This window comes from Microbacterium sp. ARD31, assembly GCF_031844425.1.
In genome coordinates this window covers 12,454-27,895 of record NZ_JAUZVE010000049.1, presented here as the reverse complement: position 1 = coordinate 27,895, position 15,442 = coordinate 12,454, and the positions used below count along the sequence as shown (strand labels likewise).

14 protein-coding genes are annotated in these 15,442 nt (G+C 72.9%); 7 read left to right on the top strand and 7 right to left on the bottom strand.

Annotated features, from left to right (window positions below):
• Positions 1-47 precede the first annotated feature (47 nt).
• The 3 genes from Q9S36_RS43400 to kdgD are packed head-to-tail and all read right to left on the bottom strand — an operon-like array spanning position 48 to position 3,819.
• Positions 48-1,316: an enolase C-terminal domain-like protein gene (locus tag Q9S36_RS43400; protein ID WP_311290973.1), complete on the bottom strand. Its 1,269-nt coding sequence runs from the start codon at positions 1,314-1,316 to the stop codon at positions 48-50.
• A 50-nt stretch (positions 1,317-1,366) separates the two neighbouring features.
• Positions 1,367-2,866 (bottom strand): aldehyde dehydrogenase (NADP(+)), encoded by a 1,500-nt coding sequence (locus Q9S36_RS43395; RefSeq protein WP_311290953.1) that lies wholly within the window; start codon positions 2,864-2,866, stop codon positions 1,367-1,369.
• Positions 2,867-2,892: 26 nt separating this feature from the next.
• Entirely contained in the window at positions 2,893-3,819 is a 927-nt protein-coding gene (kdgD, locus tag Q9S36_RS43390) for a 5-dehydro-4-deoxyglucarate dehydratase (protein WP_311290952.1), read from the bottom strand.
• A 144-nt stretch (positions 3,820-3,963) separates the two neighbouring features.
• On the opposite strand from kdgD, the gene Q9S36_RS43385 reads away from it, so the two are divergent.
• Entirely contained in the window at positions 3,964-4,794 is an 831-nt protein-coding gene (locus Q9S36_RS43385; protein ID WP_311290951.1) for an NAD-dependent epimerase/dehydratase family protein, read from the top strand.
• Between the two features lie 112 nt (positions 4,795-4,906).
• Here the strand turns inward: Q9S36_RS43385 and Q9S36_RS43380 are convergent, their stop codons facing one another.
• A complete protein-coding gene (locus tag Q9S36_RS43380; protein ID WP_396653957.1) occupies positions 4,907-5,824 on the bottom strand; it encodes a glucose 1-dehydrogenase in 918 nt (305 codons plus the stop codon).
• 48 nt (positions 5,825-5,872) lie between these two features.
• On the opposite strand from Q9S36_RS43380, the gene Q9S36_RS43375 reads away from it, so the two are divergent.
• Positions 5,873-6,331 (top strand): GNAT family N-acetyltransferase, encoded by a 459-nt coding sequence (locus Q9S36_RS43375; RefSeq protein ID WP_311290950.1) that lies wholly within the window; start codon positions 5,873-5,875, stop codon positions 6,329-6,331.
• Here Q9S36_RS43375 and Q9S36_RS43370 read toward each other — a convergent pair.
• The 3 genes from Q9S36_RS43370 to Q9S36_RS43360 form a co-directional block, all read right to left on the bottom strand.
• The gene (locus tag Q9S36_RS43370) at positions 6,309-8,105 is read right to left on the bottom strand and encodes an ATP-binding protein (protein ID WP_311290948.1); all 1,797 of its coding nucleotides are present in this window, start codon (positions 8,103-8,105) and stop codon (positions 6,309-6,311) included. The genes Q9S36_RS43375 and Q9S36_RS43370 overlap by 23 nt on opposite strands.
• A 102-nt stretch (positions 8,106-8,207) precedes the next feature.
• The gene (locus Q9S36_RS43365) at positions 8,208-9,584 is read right to left on the bottom strand and encodes an NAD(P)-binding protein (RefSeq protein WP_311290947.1); all 1,377 of its coding nucleotides are present in this window, start codon (positions 9,582-9,584) and stop codon (positions 8,208-8,210) included.
• Positions 9,581-10,492 carry a LysR family transcriptional regulator gene (locus Q9S36_RS43360; RefSeq protein ID WP_311290946.1) on the bottom strand — a complete coding sequence of 304 codons (912 nt, stop codon included), beginning with the start codon at positions 10,490-10,492 and terminating at the stop codon, positions 9,581-9,583. The genes Q9S36_RS43365 and Q9S36_RS43360 overlap by 4 nt, the downstream gene beginning before the upstream one ends.
• Before the next feature lie 113 nt (positions 10,493-10,605).
• Here Q9S36_RS43360 and Q9S36_RS43355 point away from each other — a divergent pair, with 113 nt between their 5' ends.
• Genes Q9S36_RS43355 through Q9S36_RS43335 form a run of 5 tightly spaced genes read left to right on the top strand, consistent with a single transcriptional unit; the run spans position 10,606 to position 15,417 of the window.
• Positions 10,606-11,607, top strand: a complete 1,002-nt coding sequence (locus tag Q9S36_RS43355; RefSeq protein ID WP_311290945.1) for a tripartite tricarboxylate transporter substrate binding protein — start codon at positions 10,606-10,608, stop codon at positions 11,605-11,607.
• Positions 11,608-11,650: 43 nt separating this feature from the next.
• Positions 11,651-12,196 (top strand): tripartite tricarboxylate transporter TctB family protein, encoded by a 546-nt coding sequence (locus Q9S36_RS43350; RefSeq protein ID WP_311290944.1) that lies wholly within the window; start codon positions 11,651-11,653, stop codon positions 12,194-12,196.
• Between the two features lie 28 nt (positions 12,197-12,224).
• The gene (locus Q9S36_RS43345; protein WP_311290943.1) at positions 12,225-13,763 is read left to right on the top strand and encodes a tripartite tricarboxylate transporter permease; all 1,539 of its coding nucleotides are present in this window, start codon (positions 12,225-12,227) and stop codon (positions 13,761-13,763) included.
• Positions 13,760-14,155: a universal stress protein gene (locus tag Q9S36_RS43340; protein WP_311290942.1), complete on the top strand. Its 396-nt coding sequence runs from the start codon at positions 13,760-13,762 to the stop codon at positions 14,153-14,155. The genes Q9S36_RS43345 and Q9S36_RS43340 overlap by 4 nt, the downstream gene beginning before the upstream one ends.
• Positions 14,152-15,417 (top strand): glucarate dehydratase family protein, encoded by a 1,266-nt coding sequence (locus Q9S36_RS43335; protein WP_311290941.1) that lies wholly within the window; start codon positions 14,152-14,154, stop codon positions 15,415-15,417. Before Q9S36_RS43340 ends, Q9S36_RS43335 begins: the two co-directional genes overlap by 4 nt.
• The last annotated feature ends 25 nt before the right edge of the window (positions 15,418-15,442 follow it).

Below are 15,442 nucleotides of genomic sequence, written 5' to 3'. Positions count from 1 at the left end.
GCCGACCCGCACCCATGGGTGCCGGTCCGTATGGCGGACCGCCTGGGTCAGCGGACGAGGCAGGGGCGCTTCGGGTCGAAGGTCCAGCCCGGCACGAGGTACTGCATGGCGACGGCGTCGTCGCGCGCGCCGAGGCCGTGCTCGAGGTAGAGCTCGTGGGCCGCAGCGAGCCGGTCGCGGTCGAGCGTGACGCCCAGCCCGGGGGTGGGCGGCACCTCGATCGCGCCGTCACGGATCTCGAGCGGCCGGGTGGTCAGGCCCTGGCCGTCCTGCCAGATCCAGTGCGTGTCGAGCGCGGTGATCTCGCCCGGTGCGGCCGCGCCGACCTGGGTGAACATCGCCAGCGAGACGTCGAAGTGGTTGTTGGAGTGCGAGCCCCACGTGAGGCCGAAGTCGTGGCACAGCTGGGCCACCCGGACCGAACCGGCCATCGTCCAGAAGTGCGGGTCGGCGAGCGGGATGTCGACCGCGTTGGTGCGCACGGCGTCCGCCAGCTGGCGCCAGTCGGTCGCGACCATGTTGGTCGCCGTGCGCAGGCCGGTGCGGCGCTTGAACTGCGCCATCACCTCGCGCCCGGAGTAGCCGCCCTCGGCGCCGCACGGGTCCTCGGCGTAGGCCAGGACGTCGTCCTTGCCCTGCAGCAGCCGGACCGCGTCGTCGAGCAGCCAGCCGCCGTTGGGGTCGAGGGTGATCCGGGCCTCGGGGAAGCGCTCGTGCAGCGCGGTGACGGCGGCGACCTCCTCCTCGCCGGGCAGCACGCCGCCCTTGAGCTTGAAGTCGGCGAAGCCGTAGCGGGCCTGCGCGGCCTCGGCGAGCCGGACGACGGCCTCGGGGGTCATCGCCTCCTCGCGGCGGACCTTCTCCCAGTCGTCCGCCCCGTCGTGCTCGCGCAGGTAGGGCAGGTCCGTGCGGTCGGGGTCGCCGACGTAGAAGAGGTAGCCCAGCATCGGCACGCTGTCGCGCTGCTGGCCCTCGCCGAGCAGCTCGGCGACCGGGATGCCGAGCGCCTGGCCCGACAGGTCGAGCAGCGCCGACTCGAGCGCGGTGACCGCGTGGATGGTGGTGCGCAGGTCGAAGGTCTGGAGCCCGCGGCCGCCGGCGTCCCGGTCGGCGTACGCCGCCGCCACCCGCCGCAGGACGGAGCGGAAGTCCGCGACCGGCTGGCCGACGAGGATCTCGCCGGCGTCGGCGATGGTCTGCCGGATGGCCTCGCCGCCGGGCACCTCGCCGATGCCCTCGCGGCCCTCGGAGTCGGTGACGATCGCGATGTTGCGGGTGAAGAACGGGCCGTGCGCGCCCGAGAGGTTGAGCAGCATCGAGTCGTGCCCGGCGACCGGGACGACGTCGACCTTCGCGATGGTGGCGTTCACTTCTCGAGCTCTCCGTCGATGCGGCGGCGCAGGCCCCACGGGTTGTCGTCGCGGACGGCCTCGGGGAGCAGCGCGGCGGGGACGTCCTGGTAGGCCACGGGGCGCTGGAAGCGCTCGATGGCGAGGCTGCCGACGCTCGTGGTGCGGGAGTCCGAGGTGGCCGGGTACGGCCCGCCGTGGACCATCGCGTGGCCGACCTCGACGCCGGTCGGCCAGCCGTTGAACAGCACGCGCCCGGCCTTGAGCTCGAGCACCGGGAGGAGGGCACGCGCGTCGTCGACGTCACCGTCGGTCGCGTGGACGGTCGCGGTGAGCTGGCCCTCGAGGCCCTCGAGCCGCGGCAGCAGGTCGGCCACGTCGTCGAAGCGGACGACCACCCCGGACGCGCCGAAGACCTCGTCGGTGACGGTGCTGTCGTCGACCGCGAGCAGCTCTGCGGGCGCCTCGTAGATCACCGGCGCCGGGGCGTGGTCGCCCGCCGCTGAGCCTTCGCCCACGACGCGGATGCCCTCGGTTCCCCGGAGGCTGGCGGTGCCGCTGGCGTAGGCCTCGGCGATGCCGGGGGTGAGCATCGGCTGGCCGGCGGCTGCGGTGACCGCCTCGCCGGCGGCCCGGAGGAAGGCGTCGCCCCGGTCGCCGGACGGCAGGAAGAGCAGGCCGGGGTTGGTGCAGAACTGGCCGGAGCCGAGCGTCAGGCTGCCGACGTACGCCGTCGCGAGCGCCTCGACGTCGCCCTCGAGTGCGCCGGGGAGCACCACGACCGGGTTGATCGAGGACATCTCGGCGTAGACCGGGATCGGCACCTCACGGTCGGCCGCGGCCCGGACGAGCGCGAGACCGCCGCCGCGCGAGCCGGTGAAGCCGACCGCCGTGATGCGCGGGTCCGCGACGAGCTCCTGGCCGGTCTCGATGCCGCCGAGGACGAAGGAGAAGACACCCGCCGGGAGGCCGGACCTCTCGACCGCGCGGGTGATCGCGCGAGCCACGAGGGTGCCGGTGACGGGGTGGGCGGGGTGGCCCTTCACGACGACCGGGCAGCCGGCCGCCAGGGCCGACGCGGTGTCGCCACCGGCGGTGGAGAAGGCGAGCGGGAAGTTGCTCGCGCCGAAGACCGCGACCGGGCCGAGCGGCACCATCCGCTGCCGGATGTCGGCCCGCGGGAGCGGCTCGCGATCGGGCAGGGCCGGGTCTATGCGGACGCCGAGGTGGTCGCCTTGGCGTACGACACCGGCGAACATCCGCAGCTGGCCGGTGGTGCGGCCCACCTCGCCGGCGATGCGGCCCTCGGGCAGGCCGCTCTCGCGCACCGCCTCCGGGACGATCGCGTCCCGCTCGGCCTCGATCTCGGCGGCGACGGCCTCCAGGAAGGCGGCGCGCTGCTCCGGCGTGGTGGCGCGGTAGGCGCCGAACGCCTCGGCGGCCGCGGCGGTCGCGGCGGCGACGTCGGGCTGCTCGGAGTCGGTGCCGGCGATGATCGAGGTGGCTGCGTCAGTCATGGGTTCCTCTCGTCCGTGCGTCCGGGTCAGGCCTTCGAGCCTGCCACCTTGTCCACGAGGGTCTGCAGCTCGTCGCGCTCGGCCTGGGTGAGGTCCGACAGCGGCGGGCGGACCGGCCCGGCGGGGCGGCCGACTGCGGCGAGCCCGGCCTTGACGATCGAGACGGCGTAGCCGGACTCGCGGTCGCGGATCTTGGTGTAGGGGATGACGAAGTCGTTGAGCATCGCGTAGACCGTGGCCTGGTCCTGGCGGCGTACGGCGTCGTAGAAGTCGAGCGCGAACTGCGGCACGAAGTTGAAGATCGCCGAGCTGTAGGTCGTCACGCCGAGCTGCAGCAGCGGCAGCGCGAACATCTCCGCGGTCGGCAGGCCGCCGACGTAGACGAGGCGGTCGCCGAGCTGGGCGTAGGTACGGGTCATCTGCTCGATCGAGCCGACGCCGTCCTTGAAGCCGACGAGGTTGTCGTTGCGCTGGCAGGCCTGCTCGAGCGCGTCGGCGCCGAGGACGGCGTTGGCACGCGAGTAGTAGATGACGCCGAGCCCGGTCGCGGCGCACACCGCGCTGATGTGCTCGACCAGGCCGCGCTGGCCCGCCTCGGTGAGGTACGGCGGCATCAGCAGGATGCCGTCCGCACCGGCCTCCTCGGCCGCCCGGACCTGCGCCACGGCGTTGACCGTGGACCCGGTCGCGGGGGCCAGCACGGGCACCTTGCCTCCGGCACCGGCGATGGCGGCGCGCACCACGCGGTCGGTCTCCTCGGGGTTGAGCGAGAAGCCCTCGCCCGTGCCGCCGGCGGCGAACAGCCCCGCGACGGGGTAGCCGCTGAGCCACTCGAGGTGTGCGCGGTAGGCCGGCTCGTCGAACTGCAGGTCCGCGTCGAAGTGGGTCACCGGGAACGACAGCAGGCCGCTGCCCAGGGTCTCGACAAGCTGGGTGGGACTGTAGTTCGTCACGCTGGCGGTCCTTCGGTCGTGGCGGTCGGTGTGTGTGGCGGTGCTCACCAACCTAGGAAGCCCCGACGATGCCTGTCCAAGCCCGTTTCTGGATCGAGTGATGCGCCGCGAGCATGCTCGGTGCGGGCTCGCTACCCTGCCCGCGTGACCGCCCCCGTGACCCCGGACGTCCTCCTCATCGGCGCCGGCGACCTCGGCGCCGCCGTCGGCCTCCGCCTCGCCGAGCGCGGCCACGGCGTGCTGGCGCTGCGCCGCAACGCCTCCGCCGTGCCTCCGCCGCTGGTCGGCCGCGCGGTCGACCTGACGGCCGGCTCCCCCGACCTGTCCGACGTACGCCCCCGCTTCGTGGTCGTCGCCCTGACGGCCAGGCCGCGCACCGAGGAGTCCTACCGGGCGACGTACGTCGACGGGATGGCGCGCGCGCTCGACGCGCTGCCGGTGCCGCCGGAGCGGGCCGTGCTGGTGTCCTCGACCGCCGTCCACGGCAGCGCCGAGCTCCCCGGCATCCAGGACGAGACGTCGCCGCCCGCGCCCGCGGACGGGCCGGGCCGGATGCTCGTCGCTGCCGAGGAGGCCTTCCACGCGCGGATCCCCCACGGCACGGTGCTGCGCCTCTCGGGGCTGTACGGCGGCAGCAGCACGCGGCTGCTCGACCAGGTCCGGGCCGGCAAGGTCACCGACCCGCACCGGTGGACCAACCGGATCCACCGCGAGGACGCGGCGGCCGCCGTCGTCCACCTGCTGACCACGGCCGCCGCGCCGGAGCAGCTCTACCTCGGCACCGACGACGTACCGGCGCAGATGGGTGACGTCGCCGCCTTCCTCGCCGAGCGGCTCGATGCGCCGGCGCCCCCGCCCGCGGACCCCACCCGGGGGCACGGCAAGCGGCTCTCCAACGCCCGCCTGCGGTCGACGGGCTGGGTGCCGAGCCGCCCCAGCTATCGCGAGGGCTACGCCGGCCTCGGCCCGACATAACGGGGCTTGCCGAGCGGAACTGGCACGTGCCGGCCGTTGCAAAGGCCTGCCGGTGCCGGTTTCCCCGCTCGAGCGGGTAAACCGACCAGAAAGGGCAGTGGACCCCGACGGGTCACATGGTGACCGGCTTGCCTCCCGTGACCGCGATGACCTCACCGGTGATGTAGCTGGACTCGGGCGAGGCGAGGTAGACGAACGCGGTCGCCACCTCGGCGGGCTGGCCGGCGCGTCCGAGCGGCGTGTCCTGGCCGAAGGTCTCGACCTTCTCCGGCGGCATCGTCGCCGGGATGAGCGGCGTCCAGATCGGGCCCGGCGCGACGGCGTTGACCCGGATGCCCTTCTCGGCGATCGACTGGGCCAGGCCGCGGGTGAAGTTCACGATGGCGGCCTTCGTGGTGGCGTAGTCGAGCAGCTCCGGCGACGGCGAGGACGACTGCACCGACGAGGTGTTGATGATCGAGGCGCCCGCCTTCATGTGCGGCAGCGCCATCTTGCACAGCCAGAACATCGCGTAGACGTTCGTGCGCATCACCCGGTCGAGCTGCTCGGTGGTGATGTCGGCGAGCCCGCCGGGCTGCGCCATCTGGTAGGCCGCGTTGTTGACGAGGACGTCGATGCGACCGAAGTCCTCGACCGCCCGGTCGACCAGCGCCTGGCAGGCCTCCTCCTGCACGAGGTCGGTCGGCACGAGGACGCACCGGCGGCCGGCGTCCTCGACGATCCGGCGGGTCTCCTCCGCGTCGTCGTCCTCCCCCTCGAGGTAGGCGATCACCACGTCGGCCCCCTCGCGGGCGAAGGCGAGCGCGACCGCCCGGCCGATGCCGGAGTCCCCGCCCGTGATCACCGCGACCTGGTCGCGCAGCCGATCGTGGCCGACGTACGTCTCCTCGCCGTGGTCGGGCTCCTCACCCATCTCGCGGGTCACCGAGTCCTCGTCGCCGGGCTTCGGCAGCTGCTCGCCCTCGGTGTCGGGCTGCTCGTGCACCTCGGTGGGGTCCTGCCGGGTCTGGTCTGCCTGTCCTTCGCTCATGCTCCTGCCGTACCCGCGGCGCGGTGGACGATGCGGGACCATGTCCCCGTGACGATCACCCGCGCCGACTTCGCCGACCCGCGGCTGGCGGCGTTCCTGCAGGCACACCTCGACGACATGGAGCCGACGGCGCCACCGGAGAGCCGGCACGCGCTGGACCTGGCGGCACTGCAGGCACCGCACGTACGGATGTGGGTGGCGACCGACGCGGACGGGATCGTCGGCACGGCGGCCCTCGCCGGCCTGGAGCCGGGGCACGAGGAGCTCAAGAGCATGCGGACCGACCCGCGGGCGCGGGGGCGCGGGGTGGCGTCGGGGCTGCTCGCGCACGTGCTGGCCGACGCCCGGGCGCGCGGCGTCACCCGGGTGTCGCTGGAGACGGGCAGCATGGCGTTCTTCGAGCCGGCGCGGGCGCTCTACGCGCGGGCGGGCTTCATGCCGTGCGGGCCGTTCGGGACCTACGTCGCAGACCCGAACAGCACGTTCATGACGCTGGCGCTCGGCTGAACTCGTCGTCGTCGTACGACGGCAGGGTGACCGTCACGGTGGTGCCCTCGCCGAACTCCGACTCGAGCACGACGTTGCCCGAGTGTCGCTTCACGATGCGGTCGACGATCGCCAGGCCCAGACCTGTCCCGGGACGCGCCAGCGCGTCAGGATTCGTGGAGCGGAAGAACTCGCGGAACAGCTGGCGCTGGTCGGCCTGGGTGATGCCGATCCCGGAGTCCTCGAAGACGATCCGGACGTCGTCGTCCTCGCGCTGCAGCTGGGCAGTGATGACGCTCCCCTCGTGGGAGTACTTGATCGCGTTGCTGGCGAGGTTGGCCAGCATGCGGTGCAGCTCCTCGGGGCGGCCCGACACCAGCACCGGCTCGTCGGGGACCACGATGTCGCACTTCTGCGACTTCGCCACCGCCGCGTGGTGGCACTCGTCGGCGACGGCGAGCAGCGTCTCGCGGAGGTCGACCGGCTCCGGCACGAACTCGTGCAGCGGGTCGGCGACCTGGGCGACGTTGAGGAGGTCCTCGATGACGGCCTGCATGCGGGCGGCCGCCCGGGTCGCCGCGGCCACCGAGTGCCGGTCGTCCTCGGCGAGGGTGTCGACGTCGAGCATCTCGAGGTTCGCCGTCATCGAGAAGAGCGGGGTGCGCAGCTCGTGGCCGAGGGTGTTGACCAGCTCGAGCCGGTAGCTGTCCATCAGCCGCAGCCGGTCGGCGACGGCGCGCTCGCGCTCGAGCTGGCGGGCGTTGGCGACGGCGCGGCCGAGGTCGCGGCCGATGTCGAGCGCCGCGTCGCACTCGACCTGGCTCCACTCGCGCATCCCGGGGGCGCGGGTCAGGCACAGGAAGCCCATGCACTCCGGGCCGGCGCCCAGCGGGACGAACAGCACCGACCCGATCCCGAGCCCGTCGAGGAAGTCGAGCAGCCCCTCGGCGTCCTCGGGGGGCAGGCCCGGCTGGTCACCGCTGCGGCGCGAGAACGGGGCGACGTACTGGTCGGCCCAGTAGCGGTGCGCGAGCCGGATCACGACGTCGTCGATCTCGGAGAACGGCGGGTCGTCCTGGGCGCCCTCGGCGTACCAGACGGTCGTCGAGCCACCCTCCTCGTCGAAGGCGGTCAGCCACATGCCGAGCGCGTCGAAGCAGTGCACGAGCGTCGAGCGGCAGGCCTCGATGACCTGGCCCAGCGACGGCTCGCCCAGCGCCTGGCGCACGATCTCGCGCGCCTGGGCAGTGATGCGCACGCGCTCGGCCAGCTCCTCGCGCTCGAGCGCGAGGGAGACCAGCGTGCGCGCCATCCCGGCGTACTTCTGCAGCAGCTCGAGCTGGGCGGGGCCCGGGCGGCGCCCGTCGCGCGGCTCGTCGACCGAGAGCAGGCCGAGGATGACGCCGTCCTCGTCGCGGACCGGCGAGGTCAGGGCGTCGAGGGGGTGCCAGGCGTCGGGGCCCTCGACCTCGCTGGTCTCGGGGATGAAGCTGTGCTCGATCAGCTCCTGGAAGGCGCGCTCGTGCGGGACGAAGAGCCACGCACCCCACTCGTCGGCGCCGGCGAGCTCGCCCTCGACCATGCGCGCGGGCAGGCGACGACCCATGATCGTCTCGGCCAGGCCCTCACCGGCGCACGCGACGACCTCGAACTCGTCGTCGCGGCGCAGGCTGATGGCGGCCTGCTCGAACCCGGCCAGCACGGCCACGCCCTCGACCAGCACCTGCAGGTGCTCGCGCGTCTGGTCGTCGGACCACGGGTGGTCCGTGGCCCGGCCTACGCCTGCTTCCTGCACCTGCTCCCCCGTGTCTAGGTGGTTGCACCTGTCGGGGCCACCTTCTCAGGTAAAGGGAACCCGTGGGGGTGGTCTGTCCGAACTCGGTCGATCCACGCCCCCTCACGGGCGTGCCGCGGCGACGAGCGCCGCCGCCCGCTCCATGCCCGGACCGACCCAGGTCGCCAGCCGCTCGCGTGCCGCGTCGAGCGCCGGTGAGGGCGGGTGGCCGGGAGGGACCCGCCCGGGATAGAGCGCGACCGACTCTGCCCACGCCTTGACGTCGGGCTCACTGGTGAACGCCGCCGTGGCGCGACCGCCGAGCAGGTTCATCTCGACCCACTGCGCCAGCGTGTCGCCGTAGTGGCTGGGCGGGCAGAGCCGGTTCTTCTCGGTGTCGTCGTCGCGGGTGGCCTCCACGTAGCCGATGAGCGCGGCACCGAAGCACGGGAAGCCCGCCCGGACCGGCTGCAGGGTGATCACGTCCGGTCGCCAGACGGGCACGAGCGGCGGGATCTGCAGCCCGCTGGCCGCGCAGTGCACGACGAGCGCGTCGTCGGCGATCGTCGCGGTCCCGCCGTCCATGACGAGCCGGCCCCGCTCGGCCGCACGCACGTGCCCCATCCGCACGACGTCCTCGACCGTGCGCAGCAGGTCGACCTCCCACGTGCCGATCGTCGGGCAGCGGGCCATCGTCGGGGTGAGCGAGCGGTCGATGCGCAGCATCACCCCGGCGTCCTCCATCCGCAGGAACATGTCGTCGAGCGACGAGGCGCGCGCGGCCGCCTCCCAGACGTCGGCACCCATGCCGAGGAACACCGCCGGGTCCGGCTGGACCACGGCCCGGTTGAACATCCACGGCTCGCGCGGGCGCACCCAGCGGATCGCGCCCGGGTCGACCTCGCGCTGGAGCAGCCAGACGATCGCGTCGGTCGCGGTCTTGCCGGAGCCCACGACGACGTACCGGCTCGGCGAGTCCTCCAGCCGTGCCAGGTCGTTGACCGGCACCACGCGGGCGCCGTCGACCGCGAAGGGCGGCGGCACCTCGGCCGGGATCGTCGGCGCGAGGTAGTGGGCGTCGACCACGCGGGTGCCGGCCGGCACGCGCTGCCGCTCGCCGGTGGCCAGCGAGACCACCTCGCCGTCGACGTACTCGCTGCCGGGCAGGAACCGCACCCGCCCGGTCGCCTCGAGCCGGGCGAGGGCGCGCTCGTAGTAGGCGATGATCTCTGGCTGCGAGGCCCGCTCCTGCAGCCCCCGCTCCGGCCCGCTGTCCTGCAGGCGCCCGCCGCCGAGGAGCGTCGACGGCACGCCGTAGAACGCCGACGACTGGTGCAGCCGGACGAACGGGTAGGCCTCGCGCCAGTGCCCGCCGGGGCCGGACCGCCGGTCCACCAGCACCACGCGCGCGTCGGAGTGGTCGACCAGCGCGTCGGTGAAGGCCAGGCCGGTCGCGCCCGCGCCGACGACGACGTGGCTGGCGTCGAGGAAGGTCGTCATGCGCCCACCCGCGTCACCACGTCGAGCACACGGCGCACGACCGGGGTGACGGCCTGCCGCGACCAGATCGCGTGCAGCTCGACCGGCCGCTCGGGGTCGGCGTCGACCCGGGTGTCGCCGCCGTGGTGGGCGAGCTCCTTGAACACGACGCCGTCGACGTGCAGCGAGGCGGCGGAGGCGGGCGCGAGGGTGAGGCCGCGCTCGGCGGAGACGAGGAGCATCGCGGTCAGCACCTGGTGCACGCGCTGGTCGACCTTGGGGTGCGCGTTGGCGAAGAAGCGCACCGAGAGCTCGTGGAAGTAGCGCGACTGGTCGGGGTTGTAGCCGATCACCGTCTCGCCGTCGAAGTCCTCCGCGGCCAGGGGGTGGTCGGCCGCGGCCAGGGGGTGCCGGTCGGGGACGACCGCCATCAGCGGCTCGCGCAGCACCACCCGCGAGCGCAGCAGCGAGGTGTCGAAGGGCGGCCGGGCCAGGCCGATGTCGAGCTCGCCGCGGCGGATGCCCTCGACCTGGTCGTTGGTGACCCGCTCGGAGAGCACGACCTCCACGTCGGGCAGCTCGGCGGTGAGCCGGCGCAGCAGCGGGCCGAGGATCGAGATCGCCGAGACCGCCGTGAAGCCCAGGCGTACGACGCCGGCGGCGCCCGCGTCGACGCGCCGCGCGAGGTCGCCGGCCCCCTCCACGAGGGTGAGCAGCCGGTAGGCCTCGTCCAGGAACGCCCGGCCGGCCCCGGTCAGCGCCACCCGCCGGTTGTCGCGCTCGAGCAGCCGCGCGCCGACCGACTTCTCCAGCTTCTGGATCTGCCGCGACAGCGGCGGCTGGGTCATCCGGAGCCGTTCGGCGGCCCTCCCGAAGTGCAGCTCCTCGGCCACGGCGACGAAGGAGCGGACCTGGTCGAGGGTGATCACGGGCCGAGGGTACGATGCACGAGTTGGATCAGTCCATGCTGAAACGGGCTTGGACCGGCATCGTCGTACAAACCTAGTGTCGGTGGTCACACCCCGAGACCAGGAGCCACCAGATGCGCAAGCAGACCCTCAGCCTCGCGGCCCTCGCCACCGGCGCGGCCCTCGCCCTCTCCGCCTGCGGCGGCGTGCAGAACACCACGGGCGGCGGCAGCGACAGCGGTGACTACCCGTCCGGTGCGGTCGACATGCCGGTCGGCGCCTCCGCCGGCGGCTCCTCGGACCTGATCAGCCGCCAGATCTCCCGCGGCCTCTCCGAGGAGCTCGGCGGCTCGTTCCCCGTGATCAACCGCGAGGGCGCCAACGGCGCGCTCGCCGCGGCCGAGGTCGCCAAGGCCGAGCCGGACGGCTCGGTCATCTCGGTGCAGAACGCCTCGCTCTTCGCGATCACCCCGCTGGCCGTCCCGGAGGACCAGGTCACCAGCATCGACGACTTCGACGTCGTCCAGGGCGTCTCCCGCGACGACTACGTCCTCGTCGCGAGCAAGGGCTCCGGGTTCACGTCCATCGACGACTTCAAGGACGCGGACGGCAAGATCACCTACGGCACCACCGGCGTCGGCACCGGTGCCCAGCTCGCCTGCGCGCTCACCTTCAACATCGACAAGACGCCGTCCGAGGCCATCCCGTTCGACGGCGGCGCCCCCGCGCTCACCGCCCTGCTCGGCGACCAGGTCGACACCGCCTGCCTGCAGGTCGGCGAGGCCATCGAGAACATCGAGTCGGGCAAGATCGTCCCGATCGTGGTCTTCGGCCCCGAGCGCGTGGAGTTCCTCCCCGACGTGCCGACCGCCCAGGAGTCGGGCCTCGACGTCGAGGTCGCGCAGTACCGCTTCATGACCGTGCCGAAGGGCACGCCGCAGGACGTCCAGGACACCATCGCCGAGGCGATGCAGGCGACGTTCGAGACGTCCGAGTACCAGGACTTCAACGAGCAGAACAACCTCACCCCGATGGAGATCCCCGGCGACGAGGTCGTCGCGCAGCTCGAGGAGGACAAGCAGCGCTACGCCGACCTCGTCGAGGAGTACGGCATCGACCTCGGCGACGCCAGCTGACCGGGGTCCCTCCCCACCCTCACCGCACTGAGACGAGAGCCCCATGAGCGAGACCGCACCGCGTCCGGACGCCGCGCAGGAGCGCGACATCCTCGCCGAGCTCCAGGCCGAGGTCGCCCAGGACCTCGCCGACGAGCGGCCCCCTGCGGGAGGTCCGGCGTACCAGCTGGTCGCGGCGCTCGTCGTGCTCGTGCTCGGCGCCGCCGCGGCGTGGCTCGCCCACGGCTACGGGCTCGGGTCGCTCCGGCGACCCGGCCCGGGCCTGTGGCCGTTCGTCGTCTCGCTCCTGATCGTCGTGCTCGGCGTGGTGCTCCTCGTCCGCGGCCGCGCGCTCGACGACGCGGAGAGGTTCACCCGGGCGAGCCTGCTCGTCGTCGTCGGCGCGGCCACCTTCCTCGCGCTCGGCGCGCTCCTGCCCGTGGTCGGCTTCGAGATCCCCGCCGTCCTGCTCGGCATCGTCTGGCTCCGCTTCCTCGGCGGCGAGTCCTGGCGCAGCACGATCGTCGTCTCCGTCCTCACGACCGCGGCGTTCTACCTGCTGTTCCTCTACGCCCTCTCGATCCCGCTGCCCCACCTGATCGCCCTCTGAGCGCCCGGTCAGAAGAGGAGAACCCCCCATGGACCTCAGCGCCTTCCTCGACGGCTTCGGCGTCGTCACCCAGCCGGGCAACCTGCTCTACTGCCTGATCGGCGTCGTCGTCGGCATGCTCGTCGGCGTGCTGCCCGGCCTCGGTCCGGCCGCCACGATGGCCATCCTGCTGCCGATCGTCTACAACGCGCACGACCCGGTCGCCGCGATCATCATGCTCGCCGGCATCTACTACGGCGCCCAGTACGGCGGCACCATCACGTCGGTCCTGCTCCGCATCCCCGGCGAGGCGAGCTCCGTCGTCACGGTGTTCGACGGGTTCGCCCTGGCCAAGCAGGGCAAGGCCGGCACGGCCCTCGGGATCGCGGCGATCGGCTCCTTCGTCGGCGCGACCATCTCGATCATCGGCCTCACCCTCCTCGGCCCCGTCGTGGCGGGCTACGCCCTCGACTTCGGCTCCCCGGAGTACTTCGCGCTCGCCCTCCTCGGCGTCCTCCTCGCTGCGACCATCGGCAACGGCAACACCCTCAAGGCCCTCGCGGCCGCCGCGGTCGGACTGCTGCTCGCCACGGTCGGCAGCGACACCTTCACCAGCGCCGACCGCTTCACCTTCGGCAGCCTGAACCTCGAGGGCGGCATCGACTTCGTCGTCGTGGCGATGGGCCTCTTCGGCGTCGGCGAGATCCTCTACAACCTCGAGGAACGGCACGGCAAGCCCCACGTGCCCGCCGCGATCGCCAACATCTGGCCCTCGCGCAAGGACCTCAAGGTGGCGTCGCCGGCCATCGGCCGCGGCTCGCTGATCGGGTTCTTCCTCGGCGTGCTGCCCGGGGGCGGCGCGGTCATGGCCAGCCTGGCGGCGTACGCCGCGGAGAAGAAGGTGGCCAAGAAGCCCGAGCGCTTCGGCCGGGGCGCCATCGAGGGTGTCGCCGCCCCCGAGTCGGCCAACAACGCCGCGGCCACGTCGTCGTTCATCCCGCTGCTGACCATCGGCATCCCGGCGAACGCGTCCATGGCGATGCTGTACGCCGCGCTGCTCGTCGTCGGCGTGACGCCCGGCCCGCAGCTGATCGACGAGCGCCCGGACCTGTTCTGGGGCGTCATCAACTCGATGTACATCGGCAACCTGATCCTGCTGCTGCTGAGCATCCCGCTGGTCGGCGTCTTCGTGCGGATCCTTCGCGTGCGGCCGGCGATCCTCGCCCCGATCACCGCGCTGATCACCATCCTGGGCGTCTACACGATCAACAACTCGGTCTTCGACATCTTCGTGATGATCGTCTTCGGCATCATCGGCTACCTGATGAAGAAGACCGGCTTCGAGCCCGGCCCGCTGGTCCTCGCCTTCGTGCTCGGGTCGCTGATCGAGTCGAGCTTCCGCCGCTCGATGCTGATCTTCGACGGCGACGCGACCGGCTTCGTGACCCGCCCGATCTCCGGCACCATCCTCGCCTTCGTCCTCCTCGTCATCGTGTTCCCGCTGGTCCGCAAGGGCCTGCGCCGCGGCACGACCACCACCGAGACCACCACCCCCGAGACCGTCCAGCGAGAGGACTCCCTGCGATGACCGTCCTGATCGGCTACGTCCCCACTTCCGTCGGCGAGGCGGCCCTCGAGGCCGGCCTGGCGGAGGCGAAGGCCCACGGCGACGACGTGGTGATCCTCAACAGCCCGCGGCGGCGCTCGACGGTCGACGGCGAGCTCATCGACTCGACCGCCGCCGACGAGCTCGTCGCGCGCGCGGCCGCGCAGGGCGTGGCCGCGCGCGTCGACCAGACCGACCACGGCGACGACATCGTCGAGACGTTCGCGAGGATCGCCGAGGCCACCTCCGCGCGGCTCGTCGTGATCGGGCTGCGCCGGCGCTCGCCGGTCGGCAAGCTCGTCACCGGCAGCGACGCCCAGCGGCTGCTGCTCGACCTCGACACCCCCATCCTCGCCGTGAAGCCCGCCAGGTGAGCGCGTCGCGCATCTCCCGCGTCGTCGTCACCCCGGTCGCGTTCGAGGACCCGCCGCTGCTCAACGTGGTGGGCGTGCACCAGCCCTACGCCCTGCGGGCCATCGTCGAGCTGCACACCGACTCCGGCCTGCTCGGCCTCGGCGAGACGTACGCCGACGAGACCCACCTCGGCCGGCTGTCCGCGGTCGCCGCCGCCCTCCCCGGCCACGACCCGTACGACCTGCACGGCCTGCGCCGGCTGGTGACCGACGTGCTGGGTCGCGAGACCGGCGGCGGGGGTGCGTCGTTCGGCGGCATGCTCGACGTCGACTCCGCCGTCGGCACCGTCTACTCCCCGTTCGAGGTCGCCTGCCTCGACCTGCAGGGGCACGCGGCCGGGGTGCCGGTGAGCGCGCTGCTCGGCGGCGCCGTCCGCGAGTCGGTGCCGTTCAGCGGCTACCTCTTCTACAAGTGGGCGGGCCACCCAGGCGGTGCCGACGACGCGTGGGGCGAGGCGCTGACGCCCGCCCAGGTCGTCGAGCAGGCGCACCGGATGGTCGACGGCTGGGGCTTCGGCTCGCTGAAGCTGAAGGGCGGGGTCCTGCCGCCCGACGAGGAGTGCGAGGCGATCGAGGCGCTGCGCGACGCCTTCCCCACGCTGCCGCTGCGGCTCGACCCCAACGGTGCGTGGACGGTGGAGACGTCGTTGCAGGTGGCGTCCCGGCTGGCCGGCGTCGTGGAGTACCTCGAGGACCCGACCCCCGGAATCCCGGGGATGGCGGCGGTCTCCGCGGGCACCGACGTGCCCCTCGCGACGAACATGTGCGTGATCGCGATGGAGCACCTGCCGCCCGCGATCGCGCAGGACGCCGTCCAGGTCGTGCTGTCGGACCACCACCTCTGGGGCGGGCTGCGGAAGTCCGCGCTGCTCGGCCAGATCACCGAGGTCTGGGGCATGGGGCTGTCGATGCACAGCAACTCCCATCTCGGCGTCTCGCTCGCCGCGATGGTCCACCTCGCCGCGGCCACCCCGAACCTCACCTACGCCTGCGACACCCACTACCCCTGGAAGACCCAGGACGTGGTCACCGACGGCGTGCTGTCCTTCAGCGGCGGGTCGGTCGCCGTGCCCACCACGCCCGGGCTCGGCGTCACCCTCGACCGCGACCGCCTCGGCGAGCTGCACGAGCTCTACCTCTCCTGCGGCGTACGCCGGCGCGAGGACACCGTCTACATGCGCTCGATCCGGCCGGACTTCGAGGTCAACACCGCCCGCTGGTGACCACCCCTCCCCCACTGGTGATCAC